This window comes from Psychrobacter sp. CMS30, from assembly GCF_904846565.1.
Lineage (GTDB): Bacteria > Pseudomonadota > Gammaproteobacteria > Pseudomonadales > Moraxellaceae > Psychrobacter > Psychrobacter maritimus.
The window spans coordinates 22,257-43,136 of sequence record NZ_CAJHBF010000023.1; the positions used below are offsets into that span (position 1 = coordinate 22,257).

The following is a 20,880-nucleotide window of genomic DNA, read 5'->3' on the forward strand; positions in this document are numbered from 1 at the left end:
TTTGTTGCTAATAAGCGAATGTGTCAGCAAATTCATTAGCAACAACTGTCTTACTTATACTTATATAATTTTATACTAAAATGAAAGCCATAGGAAACTTTTTAGTACTTAATATGTTGTTTTTATTAACGATTAAAGCAAATACCTTGATCTTGACAATGTTTTTTTACAAGCTCATAAACCGCATCAGCGTCTAGGTTAGAGCTATCTAAAACCAGCGCATCTTCTGCAGGCTTCGACGGTGCCGTTGCACGGTTTTCATCACGATCATCACGCGCTTTAATCGTCGCAAGAATTGCTTCAAAATCGGCAGCTTGTCCCGCTTGTAAAAGCTGTGCCACGCGGCGTTCTGCGCGAGCTTTGGCACTTGCCGTCAGATAGACCTTAACATCGGCATCTGGGAAAACCACGGTACCCATATCACGACCATCGGCAACCAATCCTGATTGGGTCGCCATATCTTGCTGCAATTTAAGCAAGGCTTGACGTACCTTTGGATAAACTGCGACTCGTGAAGCATAACCACCGACAGTTTCATTGCGTACTTGCTCGCCAATCTTAGTACCATTAACAATGATATCCACGCGTCCTGAATCACTATTAGGCTCAAAAACTATTTGCAAGCTTTGAGTCAATGCTAATAGCGCCGCCTCATCGATACTTTGCTCGCCATCTACATTTAGCAAACCGGCTTCAAATGCCTTTAGACCAACAATGCGGTATAACGCCCCTGAATCTAACAGCTGATACCCTAACGTTTGCGCTAAGCGCCACGTAACCGTGCCTTTACCTGCCCCACTTGGACCATCAATACAGATAACCGGATAGCGCAATGACGAAATGTCGCTATTATTATCATTAGTATTGGATGTAAAAGCAGTCATAACACTCACTTAATCGTCGGTACAGCTTACAAAATGGCAAATAGCGTAAATTTCCACTGGTTTATCAAACGCTTGCACGCCAATAAACGTGTTCGTAAGCAAATAGGGCGATAGTATAGCAAACAAACCTTCCTATCACTAGCAATGAGCATAATATCTTGTTAATGGTTTATGCTCACTGTTATTTCTAGCGCTTGCTATTTTTTAACGCTTGGCGGCGCTGACGAAAAAAAGCCTTTAGCATCTGACTGCTATGCTCACTACACAAGCCTTTATGTACTTGAATACTATGGTTATAAAATGGCTGGGCAGCCAAGTTCATTTGACTGCCAACCATGCCAGCCCTCGGCTCACTTGCCGCATAAATGAGTCTATCGACGCGAGCATGAATCAGCGCCCCGATACACATGGTACACGGCTCTAAAGTCACATATAACGTCGTCTGTAATGGCAAGCGATAGTTTTTTAAACGCATGCAAGCATCTCTTAAAGCGACAATTTCAGCATGAGCCGTCGCATCATGGCGTCCAATCGGCTCGTTAAATCCTTGCCCAATTACTTGCTGATTGTGCACCAATATCGCCCCTACTGGCACCTCTTCCCGCGCGGCACCTTGTTTGGCAAGCTTAAGGGCTTTTTGCATCCACTTAAAATCTTCAAGCAACCAAAAGGTACTTGCCGATATCAGGCTGCTCGCTAATTGATAAGGCTGCAAGCTTATCGTTTGTCTATGTTTCATTAATCAGTACAACTATTATTTTGAATATTAATAGAACTATTATTTTAAAAACCACTTTTGACGATTATTTTTAACAGCTACTGTGGCAGCTGCCAGTCAATTGGCGTTCGACCATACTGTAGTAGATAATCATTGGTTTTAGAAAATGGCTTAGAGCCGAAAAACCCACCACGGTTAGCAGCCAACGGTGAAGGATGTACAGCCGTCAAAATCAGATGTTTATCAGTATTAATATATTTGCCTTTTTTCTGCGCTTTACTACCCCACAATATAAATACCGTATGCTCTGTTTGTTCATTGACCACATCAATGACCGCATCGGTAAACTGCTCCCAACCTTTATTCTGATGACTATTTGGCTCCCCTTCTCTCACGGTCAATGAGCTATTTAATAACAATACGCCTTGCTGTGCCCAGTAGGTCAGGTCACCATGTTTTGACGGCGCGATACCTATGTCACTTGCCATCTCTTTCAACAAATTATTCAGTGAAGGTGGTTTTGGAATGGTTTTGGGCACTGAAAATGATAAACCCATTGCTTGTCCTGGTCCGTGATAAGGATCTTGACCTAAAATCACGACTTTGACCTGTGACAAAGGGGTTAAATTTAACGCATTAAACATCAAAGGGGCTGGTGGATAGATACTATCGTCTGATTGATAGGCTTCCTTTAAAAACGCACGCAAGTTATCCATATTGTCAGAAGTTAATTCTTCTGCTAAGGCGTTTTTCCAGTCTTCTGGTAAGCGTACATTGTCTAAAATCGCTTGTTTTTGTGCCTCTGTCTTTGTTGCTTGTACATCAAGTAATGTCATAATCAATCCTTTTTTATTTGTTATCAGGATACGCTAACACTGATATTAGCAAAATATTGGCTTTGCTACGTGATAATTAGCAATAAAAAAAACGGCTACCGCAGTAACCGTTTTTATAACGCAGTAACCATTCTTATGATACTAACAGCAAAAACTACCTAGCTGGCTAATGATTCAGAGTCTGGATGCGGCTCATGTGTCTCAACAACCGTTAGAATAATACGACTGTCAGAGGAGCCTTTATCTGACCCTTTCTCAAGCTTAACCGCATTGCCGTCTTGATCTTTAGCATCTTCAGGCTCCAAGGTCAGATGGACAACCCCACCGTTTACCAAGTCGCCAAACAAAATCATGCTTGCCAATGGTTTCTTAATCTCGTCTTGAATCAGACGCTGCATAGGACGCGCACCCATTAGGCGATCATAACCTTTATCCGCTAAGTAATCACGTACCTCATCATCAATCTCTAGCGTTACTTGTTTATCATCAAGCTGGACTTGTAGCTCAACCAAGAACTTATCGACTACAGATACGACGACAGAGGTATCCAGTGGATTAAATTGAATGATGGCATCAAGACGGTTACGGAACTCAGGCGTAAACACACGTTTGAGCGCCTCGGTATTATCGCGGCTATGGTCTTGCTGTGTGAAGCCCATAGAAGAACGACTGATACTATCCGCACCGACGTTGGTGGTCATAATCACAATCACTTGCTTAAAGATAGCGACGCGACCATTATTATCTGTCAAGGTGCCATGATCCATCACTTGCAATAACAAGTTAAAGACATCTGGGTGGGCTTTTTCGATTTCATCAAGCAACAACACGCAATGCGGATGCTGATTGATTTTTTCGGTAAGCAAACCGCCTTGATCATAGCCAACATAACCTGGAGGCGCACCTATCAGACGTGAAGCAGTATGCGCTTCCATATACTCTGACATATCAAAGCGTACCAACTCGACACCCAATAAGTTTGCTAGCTGACGCGAGACCTCTGTTTTACCAACCCCGGTAGGACCAGCAAACATAAACGAGCCAATTGGCTTATCAGGTGCTTTAAGACCGGCACGCGATAATTTAATCGCATCGGCCAAGGTCTCAATCGCTTCATCTTGCCCAAACACCAAGTGCTTCAAATCACGGTCTAAATGCTGAAGAATACTCTTATCATCACTGGATACGGATTTGGGTGGAATACGCGCAAGCTTGGCAACGATAGCTTCAATATCGGCGACATCGATTTTTATCGGTGCACGTTTGCTCTTAGATTTTTTAGACCCATCAGCTTTTGCTCTATCATTGGCTTTGGCAGCATTTGCTTCGTCTTGCATCTCATTGACCGTGCCTGTCTCATCAATACTGTCATCATCAACGCCTTCAAAACCTTCTTCATCGGCATCAATTTGCGCATCAAAATCTTGCTCTAAATCAGCGATAAAGCTTTCTTCGGCGTCAATATCGTCCAAATCAGCGACGATACCCAAACGCTTATACGCACCAGCTTCATCGATGACATCGATGGCTTTATCCGGTAAAAAACGCTCGTGGATATGTTTGGCTGATAATTGAACGGCCGTTACCAAGGCTTCATCGGTATATTCGACATTATGGAACTCTTCATAACGCGGTTTCAGCCCACGTAAGATATCGATACTGTCATCAACACTTGGCTCTTTCACATCGATTTTTTGAAAACGACGTGACAATGCATGGTCTTTTTCAAAAACCTGACGATATTCAGTAAAGGTCGTTGAACCAATACAGCGCAGCTCGCCATTGGCAAGTGCCGGTTTGATTAAGTTTGACACATCCATATTGCTACTCATTGACGAACCTGCGCCAATAATCATATGAATCTCATCAATAAACAAAATCGCATTGGGCTTTTTCTTTAGTGCATCAAGCAACGACTTCATGCGTTTTTCAAAATCACCGCGATACTTAGTACCGGCGATTAACGAGCCAATATCTAGACTATAAATCACACAGCCGTTGAGTGGCTTCGGTGCTTTATCATTGATAATCAACCACGCCAAACCTTCAGCAATCGAGGTTTTACCCACGCCCGGCTCACCCACCAATAACGGGTTATTTTTACGGCGACGGCATAACACTTGGGCTGCGCGTTCAATTTCAGGGCCACGGCCAATTAATGGATCGGTTTTACCTTCAGCGGCGCGTTGGTTTAAGTTGGTTGCAAATTCGACCAAGGGGTCTTTACTGGTTTTTTCTGAGGCACTACGGCGCTCACCTGTCATTGAAGCACGTGGCTCAGATGGCTCATCTTTATCTTGACCGTGTGATAAATACTGGGTCAGCTCAAGGCGACTAATGCCCTGCTTTTTGAGTAAATAAACGGCGTAAGTATCATGCTCTGAAAACATCGATACTAAAATATCAGACCCTTCAACCAGACGGCCGCCACCAATAGACTGCACATGGAAAATAGCCCGTTGCAGGATACGATCAAAACTTTGGGTCGGTTGTGGTGATTGTTCAGTCTCAGCATCGACCGTTGGCGTATGCTTATTGATATAAGCTTCAAGCTCGCTACGCAAGGTTGAGACATTGGCATTGCAAGCAGTCAACGTATTGGCAGCATTGGTATTTTCTAATAATGCCAGTAGTAGATGTTCAACAGTGAGATACTCATGCGATTTTTGGCGCGCAAGTGTCATTGCTAAACGCAAAGAAACTTCAAGATGACGACTTAACATAAGGACTTCCTACGGTTGTACCTATCTTATTATTGATAGCTTTATGAATGAGTTAGTAACTAAATCAGGGCGATAGATGGATTGTTCAAGGGCTATGTTAGGTTTATTAAGAGACTTTACTCAATGTTATTCAATACCAACTTCCATGACGTAGACATTATTTTCAGCTTACCTTTATATCAACATGATACTTAAAGATAGTCAATCTATTAACGCCGATTAAAATGTATCGAAGTGTCCACCAAGCTTGTTAGAGGCGTTGATACAGCCAAAAAACCATAATCAATAAAGTAATGTGAGCGTATATTTTCGAGATTGGCTGTTGAATATAACAGAGATAAAAATACTAAAACGATTTAAAAAAACGAGGGGTAAACTGAGATTAAGTGTACAAGAGTATACTTTAATATATAGGGCTGTATCAGAGGAAAATCAAGTCTAAAATGAAAGGGTTAGACATATTAAAGAGATAATAACTGGCGAGATACTAAATTTGCAGGCATTAGACTTAAAGTGAGTCAATATATTAGAGCAAACCGTTAAATAACTCATTAGGCTTGCTCTATTGCTCTAGGTTAGAAAGTATTTTGAAGGGTAAAAGCTAATGGTATAAATAAGATAGTAGCAATTGACATAAAAACAGAGGTCATATAAATAGGGAAAATGTAGAAAACTTATCACAGAAGCGTGCTAAAAAACTATTCGCCTTGATGCGGCTCTATTTGAGTCAATAAAGGATAGCCTTCACGGTGCGCAAGGCTATTAACTTTTTTAGCTTTGGTTTCAGCAATGTCTTTTGGATAAATACCCGCAATACCTTTGCTACTATTATGAATGGTCAGCATAATCTCAACCGCTGAATCCATACTATGACGAAATTCTGACTGCAGCACATAAACGACAAACTCCATCGGCGTGTAGTTATCGTTATACATCACCACCGCATACATCGGTGGTTTTGCCACTTCTGGCTCTGCCACTAATACGTCAGCTTGCGGTGTGGTTTCACCTTCAGGATCGCCATCTTGCGCAAAATGCGTCGGTATATTGGGGAAATGCCAATCCGCAACGGTGGGCGTTGATTGTAATAGGGTTTGTTTTATCATAATTAGAATACAAATTAATAGGTGTGTTTATAACAACATAAAGGGGGATTAAAAAATATTGGCAGACATATCGACATATTGATATGTCATTAGGTATCAGCCATGGGAGACAGCAACATAAAAATAGTAAAAGATGCAAACAATAACTCTCAATCAAACCTTAAAAGATTAAGGTTCAATCGGGCTTTCATCAACCTCTGGTAAGTCTAATAACGACAGCGGCATATTATCGACCTTGTCGCCAAGCTTCCAATCGTATAATTGCTCTACTTCCTGTCCACCTGCTCGCAAGCTCAGCTTAACCTGCAACGGCTTAAAGCCTGACGGCATCATAAAGCGTCCGCGAATGCGCGTGATTCCTTCAATGGTATAACTTGCTGGCTCTAATGGCACTTCTACAAAGTCATCGTCATTGAGCAAGGTTAACGTTGGTTTTAAGCGCTTGGCTTTACCATCGCTGGCAAGCATACCAATATCGAAGCCATATTCAAAAGCGTTCTCAGGTAAAGGTTCAATTTTCGCGCCAAGTATCTGTAATGGCATACCGCCTTGTTCGCTAATGATTTCGGCATATATCTCATTAAGTTGCGCTACTTGTTTGTTTTCAACCGTCAGTTCTTGCTGATTTTCGCGTAGCTCTTTTAGGTTTGCCAAACTTATTTCTAGCTCTTGCTTAGCGGTAGCCGCTTCATTGGTCGCGATTTTACTGCTAAGGCGTAAATCTTTTAGTTCTTGCGTCGCCTCTTTACTGGTAATAACTGCTTGCTTCGCTTCGGTTTGCATCGAATAATAGCCGCGCTGATAGCCAAGTTTGTGACCAAATAAGAGTCCAACCACTGCTGTTACCAATATCGCCACCACAAATAATGCCAATACTAAGGTAGAAGCACCTTGCTGTGACTGACTGATGCCATGGCTATTGATACCATCTCTACTGATACCAAGGCGACTGATAGCCGCAGTATTACTACGATAACAATTGCGATAATCAGGGTAAGAGAGATGCAGACTACCCTCCAAATCATAAGAAATAGAGTCTTGGCACGCTAAACGTGCGGGCTGTGGGCAAAGGCGTAGTACACTCTTCAAACGCATTTAGACAGTATCTCTTAACAGTAAGGGCAGGTTATTATAGCGGAATTTATAATCAATACCTAGCGCCATAAACATGAAGGATTTGATAATAGATAAACATCTGTTAAGGAACGATAGGGGCAAAATTTAAGCCCATTGATTCATCGAAACCAAACATCACATTCATATTTTGCACCGCTTGCCCAGCCGCACCTTTCACCAAGTTGTCTTGCACGACAATCACCGTCAGCTCGGCACGCGCATTGTCTTGATGGAGACCAATACGCAGGCGATTACTGGCACGCACACTGCGCGTATCAGGATAAAGACCCTTTGGCATCACATCCACAAAGGCTTCTGCAGCGTAGCTTGTCTCAAATACTTGCTGCCAATCAATAGCAGCGCCTGCATCCGTCAGCTCAAGATGAATAGAGCTGAGCATCCCGCGTATCATCGGCACAAGATGCGGTAAAAAACGGATACGATGGCTAAATTGACTCTCTAATAACTGAGCAACACCCTGCTCAATCTCCGGTAAATGCCGATGACCTTCAACGCTATAGGCTTTGAAATTGTCTGTGGTTTCAGCATAATTAAGGGCAAGCTTTGCTTGACGACCCGCGCCCGAAACGCCAGATTTCGCATCGATAACGATACGTGATTCAACCAGCCTTTGGGCTTGCTTATTTTGCGCATCGATAATGGGTTTTAAGCCCAAGATAGCTGTGGTTGGATAACAGCCAGGGTTACCGACCACCAAAGCATCGGCAAGTTTTTCACGGTTGACTTCAGGTAAACCATAAACGGCTGTCTTTAATAATTCAGGACAGGCATGCGCTTGCTGATACCAGTGTTCAAAATCTGCTAATGACTGCAAGCGAAAATCGGCGGCCAAATCAATCACTTTTACGCCCGCTGCCGTTAACGCCTCTGCTTGCTTCATTGCCACGCCATGCGGGGTCGCAAAGAATACCACATCGCATTTTTGCAAGGTCGCTAGCGTCTCATCACCTAAATCGCTAAAAACGATATCGGAGATGCCGCGTAAGCTTGGGAATATCTCATCAGCTCGGGTGCCAGCTTCGCTACGTGAGGTTAGCAAATCAATAGACACTTCAGGATGGGCAGATAATAAGCGAATCAGCTCAATACCTGTATAGCCTGTGCCGCCGACAATCGCTGCTGAAATCATAAGATATCCCTTTTTCTTTTATGCAGTTTCTTACTCAATTAATGGTAGATAGCTATAATGTCTACACCTAAGTATAAAAATTATAGGGTCTAAATTTAATAGCGTCTAAATTTATCGCTTTTAATAAGTTCTCGCTTCTTAATGTTAGCTAATTTTAAAAACTAGCCACATTAAATATTAAATCTTATAGTCATGTACCGCATCGATGAAGACTTTGGCATTATCAGGGTCGACCCACTGGGTAATACCGTGACCTAAGTTTGCCACATAGCCTGTTTTTTCACCATTGGCATAAGCGCTATCTAGCATGGCATTGACTTCAGCACGGATAGTCGCAGGCGAACCATATAAAGTCGCAGGATCTAAATTACCCTGAATGGCTTTGCTACTTTGTAGCTTTTTATGGTGCTTGGTCAACTGGCGCTGACTTTCGGTCAAGACTTGACGGGCGCGATCAATAGGCATCGTCCAGTCTAAACCCAAGGCATCGGCTTCACTATCGGCTTGCACATCAAGCCATAATCCGCCACCTTTGGTAAACAATACCACTGGTATTTCAGGATGACGCACCTTTAGTTCAGCGACAATACGCTTATTATAAGCATGAGAGAAATCGACAAATTGACGATGGCCAAGCGCCCCGCCCCAGCTATCAAATATCTGTAATATTTGCGCCCCAGCGACCACTTGCGCATCCAAATAATCGATTACTGACGTTGCTAACTTGTCTAATAATTGATGTAAAAACTCAGGATTGCTATATAAAAAACCTTTGGTATAGCGATAATCTTTTGAGCTACCGCCTTCAATCATATAAGTCGCTAGTGTCCAAGGGCTACCAGAAAAACCAAATAATGGCACTTGTCCGTTTAAGGCTTTACGAATACTTGTCACCGCACGCATGACATAATCAAGCGAGTCATTGACATCGAGTACTGGCAATCTATCTAAATCTGCCTGCGTACGAATAGGGTGTTTAAACTTTGGGCCTTCACCGGTTTCAAAGTATAAACCCAATCCCATCGCATCAGGAATGGTTAAAATATCACTAAATAAAATCGCAGCGTCCAAGTCATAACGACGTAAGGGCTGCAAAGTAACTTCGGTAGCGCGCGCGGTGTCTTTACATAGACTCATAAAGTCACCAGCTTCAGCGCGGGTGGCTTTATATTCTGGTAAATAACGACCGGCTTGGCGCATCATCCACACAGGCGTGGTATCTATTGGCTCAAAGCGCAAGGCGCGTAGCAACCTATCGTTCTTTAAAGGCGCAAAATTCTGCTCTAGCGCGTTATTATTGTCTGAAGCACTCATGTACAAATCTCCAAAACAGCCCCATCGTTATTCAAATGAACAGTTAAGCAATTGAATAACAGGGCTGGATAAAATAAGTTAAAGAAAAGAATATTAAAACGCTCAGATAGCGACACTCTATTACAAAATACTAAACATGCTAAATGATTGGTTAACAGGCATCAGATTAGCCTTCATTAAACAATATCTGGGATTTTTAGAGCGTCATTTGCTGTTAGCCTTTAATTAATAATATCGTGCTTATACCTATCGTACTTACATGTAAAATAGGGTAAATGACTTAAACGGTCTACATAGTCAGCGCTAAGTTATCACGGTGTACCATGACCACGCGCTCTTCATTGTTCCCAAGGATTCTATCAAACTGCTCCGTACGCTCACGAGCCACACGGCAAGCATCACGCGATGAGAAGTTCACTTGACCGACAGCGATACGCTCGCCCGTATCTTGATGGACAATCTCAACCACATCACCTTCATCGAAATCGCCGCGGACTTCTACCACACCGACCGGTAGCAAGCTTTTGTGATGTTCAACGACTGCTTTTGCAGCACCAGCATCAACAAGTAAAGAACCTGACATACGCAAATGCGCCGCTAGCCACTGTTTACGTGCAATGATTTTATCTTCATCATTGGTGGTCAATAACGTACCGACGGCTTCACCCGAAACCACACGAGTAATAACATCGTCGATAGCGCCACTAACGATGACCGTCGGACAACCGCCCATCGCAGCTAAGCGACCGGCACGGATTTTGGTCAGCATACCGCCGCGACCAAGTTTGCCGCCATCACCGGCGATATCAAATAAATAATCCGCCATCGCCCGCTCTTGACGGATCATTTTAGCATTCGGATTATTACGGGGATTATCGGTAAAAACACCTTCTTGATCGGTTAAGATAATGTATAAATCGGCATTGACCATCGCCGCTGCCATCGCGCCCAAGGTGTCATTATCGCCAAATTTAATCTCATCAATGGTAATAGTATCGTTTTCATTAATCACTGGCAGCACGCGCCATTCTAATAATTGCGTTAGCGCCCCCGTGGTATTCAAATAGCGACTACGATTAGACAAATCATCATGAGTCAGTAACAGCTGCGAGCTTTGAATACCGTGCTGAATCAGCGCTGACCACCAAGTTTCAATCAAACCCATCTGACCGATAGACGCACAAGCTTGTAGCGCCGCCAGTTTCTTAGGACGCTCATCAAGATTCATGCGTACCACGCCTTCAGCAACCGCACCTGAAGATACAAGTAACACTTCGACGCCTTGCTTATGCAGCTTGGCAATCTGCTTTGCCCACTCGTAGATGGCAGTTCGATCAAGCCCTCGCCCATTATTGGTTAATAACGATGAGCCAATCTTGACAATAACGCGCTGAATATCAAAGTTGCGAGCTTGCTTAACAAACCTTGCTTCTTCGGTCGTGTTCTCTATGTCAACTGCCATATAAACTCCTGTTGCTAGTGTAAAGTGATTACGGGGATTAAATTAAAAACTGTGCGCACACCTATTTAAAGAACGTAAACTTAAAGCACCTAACGTTAAAACTTGTGAACTTAATGCTCATGAAGTTAAATAAAATACACTTAAGGCACGTAAACCACTTCAACGCCATCATCATCTAGGTCGTCGTCATCTACATCGTCGTTTAAGTCAATGCCTTCACGCGCCGCTCTGCGAGCTGCACGATATGCTTCACGCTGTGCTTCGGTATTCAGACGTACTTCTGCTTCTAAGCGCTCAAAACGCTCTTTTTGTGCTTCAGCAAAAATAGGGTCTTCGATTTCACGCTCACGCTCACGCTCAATCTCATTCATTAAATGGTATTTAACGGCATCGACGCCTTCGCCAGTCAATGTTGCGGTACGGAATACAATACCTGTCCAACCAAGCTCAGCCACAATATGGGTACAAAGTTCATTTAAGTCTTCTTCGGCAACTTGATCGATTTTATTCAAGATTAAAATCTGTGGCAAATTGGCCAATTCAGGTGAAAAACGCTCAAGCTCATTTAAAATGATACGGGCGTTTTCTACTGGGTCACTGCCATCGATTGGTTTTACATCAACCAAGTGTAACAGACGACGCGTACGAGCGACATGCTTTAAAAAGCGAATGCCAAGTCCTGCGCCTTCTGAAGCGCCTTCAATCAAACCTGGAATGTCGGCCATGACAAATGAGCGATGACGACCGATATCTACCACGCCTAAATTTGGTACTAACGTGGTAAATGGATAGTCAGCAACCTTCGGTCTAGCAGCAGAAACTTGACGGATAAAGGTCGATTTACCAGCATTAGGCAAACCAATTAAACCCACATCAGCCACAACTTTTAGCTCAAACTTAAGCACTTTTAACTCGCCTTCAAAACCTGATGTGGCTTTGCGCGGTGCTTGGTTGGTCGAGCTTTTGAAATGGGTATTACCCAAACCACCGTCGCCACCTTTGGCAATCAATAAAGTTTGACCAAGCTCAATCAAATCACCCAACACTTCGTCAGTTTCGGTATCGACCACAGTCGTACCAATTGGGACTGGCAAATAGATGTCATCAGAACCTTTACCGGCACAGTTCTTACTATGACCGTTTTCACCGCGCATGGCGTCATAACGACGGGTATAACGATAGTCAACTAAGGTGTTGGTGTTGTCTTCTGCAATGACATAGACATCTCCGCCCTTACCACCATCGCCACCATCAGGGCCACCGCGTGGGACATACTTTTCTCGGCGAAAACTGGCGATTCCGTTACCACCGTCACCTGCTTTTACCGTTACGACGGCTTCATCAATAAATCGCATCTTACGTTCCTTTATTTACCATCCAGTTTATAAACTGGTTACAGTCAACGACTGTATTTTAGGCTGTAGCTATATGTTTGGGTAATTGTGAAAAATTCATAATTATAAAAATTAATAACTATAAAATATCTCGAGTTTATAAAACTTCTTTAAAAAGTGTGCCAGTTAGAATGTAATGTCACTCTAACTTAGCATTTATTATGACAACAACACCCGATAACCATTCGGACTATCGGGTGTTTGAATACTACCTTTAACCATTTACACCGATTTATCTAGGATAAAACTTACTTTCGTATAGCTGTTTCATCTAAATAAAAGCAGCTAAAATAGTAGCCGTGCAATGTTTTACGCTGGGATTTGCGTATAGCTGATGCCAGCCATTTGCGTTGCCAAACGTAATACCTGAGTGCTATAGCCTACTTCATTATCATACCAAATATAAACGATAGCATGGTTATCGGTCAAAATCGTTGCTTGGGCATCGACGATACCGACATGCATATCACCGACGAAATCGGTCGATACCGCTTCAGTAGAATCCGTATAAGCAATTTGCGTTTGCCACTGGCTGCTATTAGAAACTTTACGCATAAACTCATTTAACGCATCAGCACTAGCTGGCGCAGTTTTAAGGTTTAAGTTCAAAATTGCTAAGCTGACGTTTGGCGTTGGTACACGAATAGCATTACCGGTTAATTTACCGCTCAGCTCTGGTAGTGCTTTACCAACTGCTTTTGCCGCGCCAGTACTGGTAATAACCATATTCAATACCGCACTGCGGCCACGGCGATCGGCTTTATGATAATTATCAATTAAGTTTTGATCGTTAGTGAACGAGTGAATGGTTTCAACGTGACCGTTTTCGATACCGTATTCATCATTTAAAACTTTTAACGTTGGGGTAATGGCGTTAGTCGTACAGCTGGCTGCACTAACGATAGTGTCATCGCCAACGGTATCGTTATTTACGCCATAGACGACGTTTTTGATATCGCCGCCTGCAGGAGCCGTTAACAATACTTTTTTCACGCCAGTAGACTGCAGATGCTTGCCCAGACCGGCTTCATCTTTCCAGATACCCGTGTTATCAATGACCAATGCATCCTTGATACCATAAGCAGTATAATCAATCTCGCTTGGGTCTTTGGCATAGATAACTTGCACAAAGCGGCCATTGATAATCAAACCATTGTTTTCATTGTCAACAACCACACCACCAGCGAAGCTACCATGGATTGAGTCACGCTCAAGCAATGAAGCACGCTTGGCCAAATCGCCCGCAGCTGCAGGACGTACAACAATCGCTTTTAGCTGCATACCCTTGGCGCTTGATGCTTGTGACAACAATAGACGCGTTAAGATACGACCAATACGGCCAAAACCATATAACACGACATCCGTTGCGCCATTGCTAGCACCTTTATCAGTACCAATAGACTGTAAAGCCGCTTGTAAATCACTGTCATTAGCAATCAGCTGACCGACATCGATACGTGCCGCTTGGATATCTTTACTCTCTGCAAGCGCTTTCACCATCGCTAACGTATCCGCGATATCGATAGATTTGGCATCTTGCTCGCGTAGCGCTACTTTTTGATGCAATGCTAATATTTGACCTACAGAAGTCGTATCTAGCGTGTCGCCAAACAAAGTCACTTGTACATCTTGCTCATTATAAAGCTTATTCAAAAGCCCCATCAGCTCAATGGCTTGTTGCTCTTGTTGGTTATAATTGCTCAAGTGGTCTTGATGTAATTGGCGTAAGGTATCAGCGTTGCTCACGAGAAACATCCTTATGGTCAGTAATTAGGTAATCAGTAAAGTATAAAGAAATATAAATAGATAGGTCATCACTAAGTTAGGTAATGATTCTAAAACGATAACGCTCGACTATTGCGGCAGTGGTTATCGTCACCGTTTTTATCAGCGCAGTCTTTAGATAAGGGAGATTTTAGCTTAAAACGCCCTATTTTGCTAGTGATAACCGAATTTGTCCAACTTATCGCATTTTTCATTGCACTATTCATTGGGCTATTCATTACTCTATAAGTTACTGAATAAAAAATAAAAACAGCTTATGCTACCGTCCCATTTTTAATAGACTAAAATCAATGTAAAAACCTGATTAATATAAAATACTTAAATGGCTTTCAGTAACGAGCTACCAATAACGAGATATGAACAATAGACTATTAGTAATTGATAATTAGTCATAATAGACAATGACTCGTTCATGGAACCAACTTCACCGTTTGATTGGTCTGCGTGGTAAGTTTAAACTCTTTTAAATCATAGCCCTGTTGCTGAGCAATCTGGCGGTATTTGGCATAAGTTTCTTGGCTCACATTTGGTGAACGCGCTAGCAACCATAGATAGTCTTTATCCGGCGTGCCAACCAATGCTGTTTTGTAGTCTGCATCATGTGCGAGTATCCAATAATCGGCACGACCAACGGGCAACCAGCGAATCCAAGAGGGTAAGAAAGTCACCTTTAACTTGCTGCCCGTACTATCTGCTGGTTTGGCTAAGCCTTCAGCGGTAATTCCTGAACCGTCTTGCGCTTTGCATTGGTTAATCACCTTGATGCCTGAACCGTCGGTTTTTTCGACATAAGTCGCCGTCACGTCACTGGCACAATTGCGCTGAAAATACATCGGTAAACGACCTATCTCATACCAAGTGCCGGCGTATTTTTTCAGATCAACGCTATCAACTGTGGTTGGTACACTTGCAGACTTATGAATGATAGCACTCGGCTTAATGGCTAATGTCTCGGTGCTGGTTTTATCCGTCGTTGCATTAGCCGTCACATTAGCTTTAGCCGCGGCATTAACGGGTGGCGTCGCCGCATAAGCTGAAAACGCCGCCAGCGGTATGATAATTGCTAAAGCAATACCTGTGTGTTTAATAAGTCCATTCATAAATATGCGCTCCGGTATCTCTGTTATCGCTGCGTCGGCAGTTTCAGAAGAAAGATGGGTGTTAGTTTTAGAGTGATTGGTTTTAGTTAAGCTATTTATAGCATCAGCCTGCCCTGTTGCCATATCACCTTGAATAGACTGCAGCATTAATGACTTAGTATTTGCATCGGTATCGGTATCTACATTTTCATCAATATATATGGCAGTTGTTTTTTTCACCTTTTGATAGCTATGGGCTTTTTTATATCCGTGAGCAGGTTGTGAGCTTTTATGATTGTTATTGCTACTCACCTCATTTGTAATAGGATAGCTTTTCATATCGCTAGCTTTAAGGCTGCTGCTACTGGCTTTACGATTGCTCTTCTTAATCATTGCAGACTCTGTTGCCTCGGCAAGGCTTTTTTCAACGCGTTTGTAGCCAAAATAACTGTCATGTGCTGACGTATCTGTCGCCAAATGCTTGGAATATTCTTCGTTAGCACTGTCATAGTCGTTAGCACTGTCAAAGTGGTCATAATGATAGCTAGCGTCGTTACTGGCATAACCCGTCTGCAAAGCACTATCCGCTTTAAGATGACCTTTACTTAGATAATCTTTATTTATATAACCTTTCTTAAGGTAGCTTTTTTCAAGACAGTTTTTTTCAAGATAGTGCTGACTTGACTGGCCAGTCTGCTGCGATTGAGAACCAGCTGCCTGAGAATCAGACCATGCTGACTTAGGTAACTTATTGGTTTTCATAGGAGTACCATTTATTAATAGTAATAGTTAAAAATTCTTTATGATCAAATTCTCTGCTTAGCAGATAAGTGCAAAATAATTTTCAATACTCACTATCAATATAAAAGAAGAATAACTGAAAATTAAATGCGGTTATAACCAGTATGCGTCATAACCTTAGAAGCGCTGGGTAAAGGATAATGATAGATAAGCCATTTTTAGATAATACTATTTTCAGATAATATTTTCTAAAAGCTGACTCAGCGCTGTTTAATAATTTGATGGTTTATAGTAATGGCAAAGGCTCAATGAGAACAGTGTCGCAATGTAGGAAAACGCAACGGTTTGTAAGTAATTCTATGTTTGCCACATAGAGTAAACACATAGTTACTGACTGTTAAAAGAGTTTTAAAATCAGCGTTTTGTCATGAGTTAACGCCTGCTCTCAAGCAACCTCATCTCTTGTATCAGCGCCTTAATTAACGAGCGCTTCCCCGTTAATTAATACTTATAAAAATAGCTAAAATATAGCGCAAAAAGCACGCGAAATACTATTGGAAAAACTGTCTAATACCAGCGACAGCAATGCCGCCGTATTGTTCCGCGCGCGCACTCATCACTGGTGACAAACCGCCTAAAGCAATCACTGGCATATCTGCTAATACGGCCAATTCTGCCCATGCTTGCCAGCCTAGCGGCGCGGTTTCAGGATGGCTTTGAGTGACAAAAACAGGTGACAGAAACATACCGATGACTGGCGGTAATTGCTGCTCTAAACGCATATGTGCCAACTGATTCGCCGCATCAATACTCTCGGCATCGTGACAACTTACTATTAATGGATAACTTGAAGAATGGCTTAAAGCATTGTTGCAGTCAGATACATCCTTGCTCTGATGACTATTTGACCATTGCATAAGCTGCGTCTGTGTTAAATGACTCGCTACGATTTGGCGGTTTATAGCTATCTCATTCGCCTCATTGCTATTTAATACATGAGTTAATGCCTCAGTTAATTTATCAGTTAACGCATCAGGCACAATCGCATGGATATCAGGACGTAAGCGTAACAATTGCTGCACACTATCTTCTGTATCTGTGGCTTTTGGTCGGATATAAACCCAAGCATCTTGTTTTAGATGCGCCACATGATACTGCAACCATGCTGCGGCAGAATCAGCTGCATCGTTAAAGTGTGCCAATGGATAGGTAATCGCTATCTGAGCCGGTAAGCGCAACCATGCAAGAATGGTCTTATTGGCGGCTGGCAAATGGTAACCTCCCGCCAGTAACTTCGATTTATCCACCCATGTTAGCGCTTGCCCTTCTAAACCTTGCTTACGATGTTTATGCGCTTCGTACTGCTGTGCGCTCAGGGCTACTTTATAGACCTGTAAGCATACTTGCTTATCACCATAGTCATGATGCAGACGCCCAAGCTTGACCGCGATATTACTCGTAATATCGATGCCCGTCTCTTCAGCGACTTCACGAATTAGCGCTTGCTTGGCAGTTTCATGACTATCAATCTTGCCGCCGACAAACTCATAACGATTGCCTTGATGCTGTGAGCCATCTCTAAACCCTAGCAAATACTGATTTTCATAATAAATGACCGCTACCGCGACATTGACGACAGTTATTGCCTTGGTTTCGCTTGCTTTATTTTCATCTAATGGATGCTTTCTTGCGGTTATTGTTTGATTTGCCATCTTGATGCCCTTTATCAATGCGTTTATCGGTGCGTATTATCAATACATCGATACTTTGTTATTTTGGTTTATAGCCTTGGTAGACTTTATAGCCTTTGTAAATACGGCGTTATATAAGTTTACATAATAGCCGTCATTTATTTTATCAAAGAGCTTGCAAAAACTGCCAATGTAAATGATAATTATTATCGTTAATAACTTACTTTATATCACTTTTCGTACTGAACTATTTTATCAAAAGGAATTTACTATGAGCATGGTCATCTCTCGTTACTTAAACTGCCGTGAAAACCGCTTGCCTACGCTGCAGTCACAGCACCTATTTGCGCTGACCAAAGAGGTGCGTATCGAGCATGAAGGCGAAGAATACCGCCTACGCTTAACCCGTAACAACCGCTTAATTTTAACCAAATAAACAGACTGCCCATCTCATAAAAAAACGCCTTTTGATAAAGGCGTTTTTTATTGGATAAAATGAAATCACTTGCTAACTCTCGACTGACTAACCAACCAACTGACCGCTAGACGATTAAACCATTAGAATTGCCAGCTATAAACCACATCAACCGCATTTTCCGCTGCTGAAGTTGCTTCGACATAAATCCGCCGCGTCAACTGATAACGGATAGACAGGCTGTTTTGGGCATTAAAGACACCGACACCATAGCGAATATATAAATCAGGCGTCACATAACCGGTGACGTTGACGTTGGTATCCTCGCTACTGCCTGACGCATCAACGGTCAGGCTTTGTAAACCAAACACTTGACCTATCTGGTTGGTCAAAGTGCGCGTGCCACTAAGCCCAAAGCTTAAGCCTGCTGCTGCAAGGTTATTGGTCACCTGCGATTTAAAACCCTGCTCACTGATTTGCGTGGCGCTCTTATTATTAATACGACCGGTTATCAAGGCATTCATCGCTTGCTGCTGGGTGAGACCAGCGTTATTAAATACAATGATATTTGGATTTTCCGTGTTGCCTTTGACGCGTACGCCGACTGTTTTACCGCTAATGTTTTTAGCGGCTTCAATGCTAAGATTGGGTTTCATCACATCGCCATTAAAGCGCACTTGACCATAATTGAGCTCTAAATTCTGCCCAAAGGCATCAATATTGGTACGACGCGATACTTGCACCACGCCTTTGGCGCGCATAACACCCGTGCCATTTTGCGTGATATGAATCGCACCGGCTAAAGGAATCACCGCACCAAAACCGCGGAAGTTAATATCATCGCCCAAGTCGATACCGATATCAGCATTGATTGACCAAGGTTTGGAAATGGCTAAAACCTCATCAATATTACCAATCAAACGCCGATCAAGCACGACGGCATCTTCGGTTTGGGTAATAATATCCTCACTGGCTTCTGGTGGACGAATGGTCGCTGATGGCACACTCACGGCGCCAGTGACGTTGACGTAGCGATCACCCGGACGCACGATGATGTCAATATCAGGATTAACCTCGGCCAATAACAATGGCGGCTGGGTTAAGACCAAACGCTCGCCAACAATACTGAGCTTAGCCTGTAGTTTTTGTTGCCAATTAACCGTACCTGTTAGCGTTCCCGTGCCTGTACCACTGTTAAAGGTACCATCGATAGTCGCTTGCGTGCCGCGAATTTTGGCATCGACATTTACCTTTCTTAAATTCACGGGTAAATCAAGCATCGCGATGCGACCATTAACCAATTTTACATCACCATAGAACTGTGGCTTATCGAGCGTGCCACCTAAGCCACCCGCCATAGTGATATTGCCTTCGAGCACCCGCATACCAGGGAAGAATGGCTTAAATACCGCCAAATTAAGCTCGTTAAGTACTAATGCGCCCGAGATGGGTTTCGGTGTTTTATAGGGGTCAATGATGACTTCGGCATAGCCACGCGCACCATGACCGGTATTGATATCCGTACGTATTTTTAGACCATCTGGTACTGATACCGCAATCAGCGATACCCGCTTATATGGCAAGGTAACCGGCTGACTATCGCCATCTTGAATGAGGCCGATTTTGCCATTATCAGAATACAGAGTGGTATTAATCGTTGGCGGACGACCGCGTTGCCAACCGACGATGGCTTTACCATTAATTTTCGCTTGCCAATCAATGTCTTTTGGTAAAAATACTGCAAACAAAGACGTATCCAAATTTTGTACGGCCAAATTAACCTGACCACTGGCAGGTGAGGCAATTAAGTTTTCACGTAAACACAGCTTGCCCGTTTGATCAGCCGCTTGCCAACAGTGGGCGGCGAGCTGTACCTTTAAGTCCGTTGATTGATTGCCTTGTTTTTTGGGCAAATTCACAATGAGCTGGGCAGGTTGTAATTGATTTAACGTCGCGTATTTTGATTTGACGCGGCCTTTACCAATCACCCCTGACCAGCTGAGCTTATCGCGATTAAAGCCACCTTTGAGCTTGGCAGAGATATCAAGCTCGTCATTGGCCACATCAAGATTGACCACATGCGCCTGTTCAGTCCCATTAAAGGTTGCATTAATCTTCTTAAAGCTTTGCCCTGCAACATCCAAACCTTCAGCACTGATAATAAGCTGACTTGGGCTATTGAATAAATTGACCAGCTTGCCGCGGATACGACCTTGACGCAAAATAAAGCCCGGTAGCGCAAGACGCTCACCAACCAAATCGATATAAATCGTTGGCAGCGCCTGTCCTGCTGGCTGCGATAAGGTCGCCCCGCCCGTCACTTTACCAGCAAGCTTATCTGAGAGCTGGTCGAGACTGGTGATATTAATCTTAGCTTGTAGCTGCTTCGCATTACCATTGGCAGTAAGATAATTATCGCCCCAACGCAGCACCAAATTATTGGCATTTAAGCTGTCGATTAAGGCA

At 43.0% G+C, this 20,880-nt stretch carries 15 protein-coding genes; 1 reads left to right on the plus strand and 14 read right to left on the minus strand.

The features are described from left to right. Nucleotides 1-125 precede the first annotated feature (125 nt). The 13 genes from cmk to JMX94_RS11320 form a co-directional block, all read right to left on the minus strand. Entirely contained in the window at nucleotides 126-884 is a 759-nt protein-coding gene (gene cmk / locus JMX94_RS11260; RefSeq protein ID WP_201565443.1) for a (d)CMP kinase, read from the minus strand. Between the two features lie 187 nt (nucleotides 885-1,071). After that, nucleotides 1,072-1,623, minus strand: coding sequence for a tRNA adenosine(34) deaminase TadA (gene tadA, locus JMX94_RS11265; protein ID WP_201565445.1), 552 nt, complete (start codon nucleotides 1,621-1,623; stop codon nucleotides 1,072-1,074). Nucleotides 1,624-1,700: 77 nt separating this feature from the next. Further along, nucleotides 1,701-2,438: a uracil-DNA glycosylase gene (locus JMX94_RS11270; protein ID WP_201565447.1), complete on the minus strand. Its 738-nt coding sequence runs from the start codon at nucleotides 2,436-2,438 to the stop codon at nucleotides 1,701-1,703. 158 nt (nucleotides 2,439-2,596) lie between these two features. After that, nucleotides 2,597-5,161 (minus strand): AAA family ATPase, encoded by a 2,565-nt coding sequence (locus tag JMX94_RS11275; RefSeq protein WP_201565454.1) that lies wholly within the window; start codon nucleotides 5,159-5,161, stop codon nucleotides 2,597-2,599. 698 nt (nucleotides 5,162-5,859) lie between these two features. Then, nucleotides 5,860-6,267 carry an ATP-dependent Clp protease adaptor ClpS gene (locus JMX94_RS11280; RefSeq protein WP_201565456.1) on the minus strand — a complete coding sequence of 136 codons (408 nt, stop codon included), beginning with the start codon at nucleotides 6,265-6,267 and terminating at the stop codon, nucleotides 5,860-5,862. 168 nt (nucleotides 6,268-6,435) lie between these two features. Beyond that, on the minus strand, nucleotides 6,436-7,362 hold the full coding sequence (locus tag JMX94_RS11285; protein WP_201565458.1) for a hypothetical protein: 927 nt from the start codon (nucleotides 7,360-7,362) through the stop codon (nucleotides 6,436-6,438). Nucleotides 7,363-7,465: 103 nt separating this feature from the next. Further along, on the minus strand, nucleotides 7,466-8,533 hold the full coding sequence (gene argC, locus JMX94_RS11290; protein WP_201565460.1) for an N-acetyl-gamma-glutamyl-phosphate reductase: 1,068 nt from the start codon (nucleotides 8,531-8,533) through the stop codon (nucleotides 7,466-7,468). Between the two features lie 177 nt (nucleotides 8,534-8,710). Beyond that, on the minus strand, nucleotides 8,711-9,847 hold the full coding sequence (hemE, locus tag JMX94_RS11295; protein ID WP_201565462.1) for a uroporphyrinogen decarboxylase: 1,137 nt from the start codon (nucleotides 9,845-9,847) through the stop codon (nucleotides 8,711-8,713). 289 nt (nucleotides 9,848-10,136) lie between these two features. Further along, entirely contained in the window at nucleotides 10,137-11,309 is a 1,173-nt protein-coding gene (gene proB, locus JMX94_RS11300) for a glutamate 5-kinase (RefSeq protein ID WP_201565464.1), read from the minus strand. A 140-nt stretch (nucleotides 11,310-11,449) separates the two neighbouring features. Continuing rightward, nucleotides 11,450-12,664, minus strand: coding sequence for an Obg family GTPase CgtA (cgtA, locus tag JMX94_RS11305; RefSeq protein WP_201565473.1), 1,215 nt, complete (start codon nucleotides 12,662-12,664; stop codon nucleotides 11,450-11,452). A 348-nt stretch (nucleotides 12,665-13,012) separates the two neighbouring features. Next, nucleotides 13,013-14,458: a glyceraldehyde-3-phosphate dehydrogenase gene (locus tag JMX94_RS11310; RefSeq protein ID WP_201565475.1), complete on the minus strand. Its 1,446-nt coding sequence runs from the start codon at nucleotides 14,456-14,458 to the stop codon at nucleotides 13,013-13,015. Nucleotides 14,459-14,898: 440 nt separating this feature from the next. Beyond that, entirely contained in the window at nucleotides 14,899-16,329 is a 1,431-nt protein-coding gene (locus JMX94_RS11315; RefSeq protein WP_201565477.1) for a lipocalin family protein, read from the minus strand. A gap of 530 nt (nucleotides 16,330-16,859) precedes the next feature. Continuing rightward, nucleotides 16,860-18,020 (minus strand): NUDIX domain-containing protein, encoded by a 1,161-nt coding sequence (locus tag JMX94_RS11320; protein ID WP_201565479.1) that lies wholly within the window; start codon nucleotides 18,018-18,020, stop codon nucleotides 16,860-16,862. Nucleotides 18,021-18,276: 256 nt separating this feature from the next. Between JMX94_RS11320 and hemP the strand changes: the two genes are divergently transcribed. Further along, on the plus strand, nucleotides 18,277-18,435 hold the full coding sequence (gene hemP, locus JMX94_RS11325) for a hemin uptake protein HemP (RefSeq protein WP_227672156.1): 159 nt from the start codon (nucleotides 18,277-18,279) through the stop codon (nucleotides 18,433-18,435). Nucleotides 18,436-18,557: 122 nt separating this feature from the next. On the opposite strand, the gene JMX94_RS11330 is transcribed toward hemP, so the two are convergent. Beyond that, the coding region (locus JMX94_RS11330; protein WP_201565487.1) for a translocation/assembly module TamB domain-containing protein at nucleotides 18,558-20,880 on the minus strand (2,323 nt) is incomplete at its 5' end.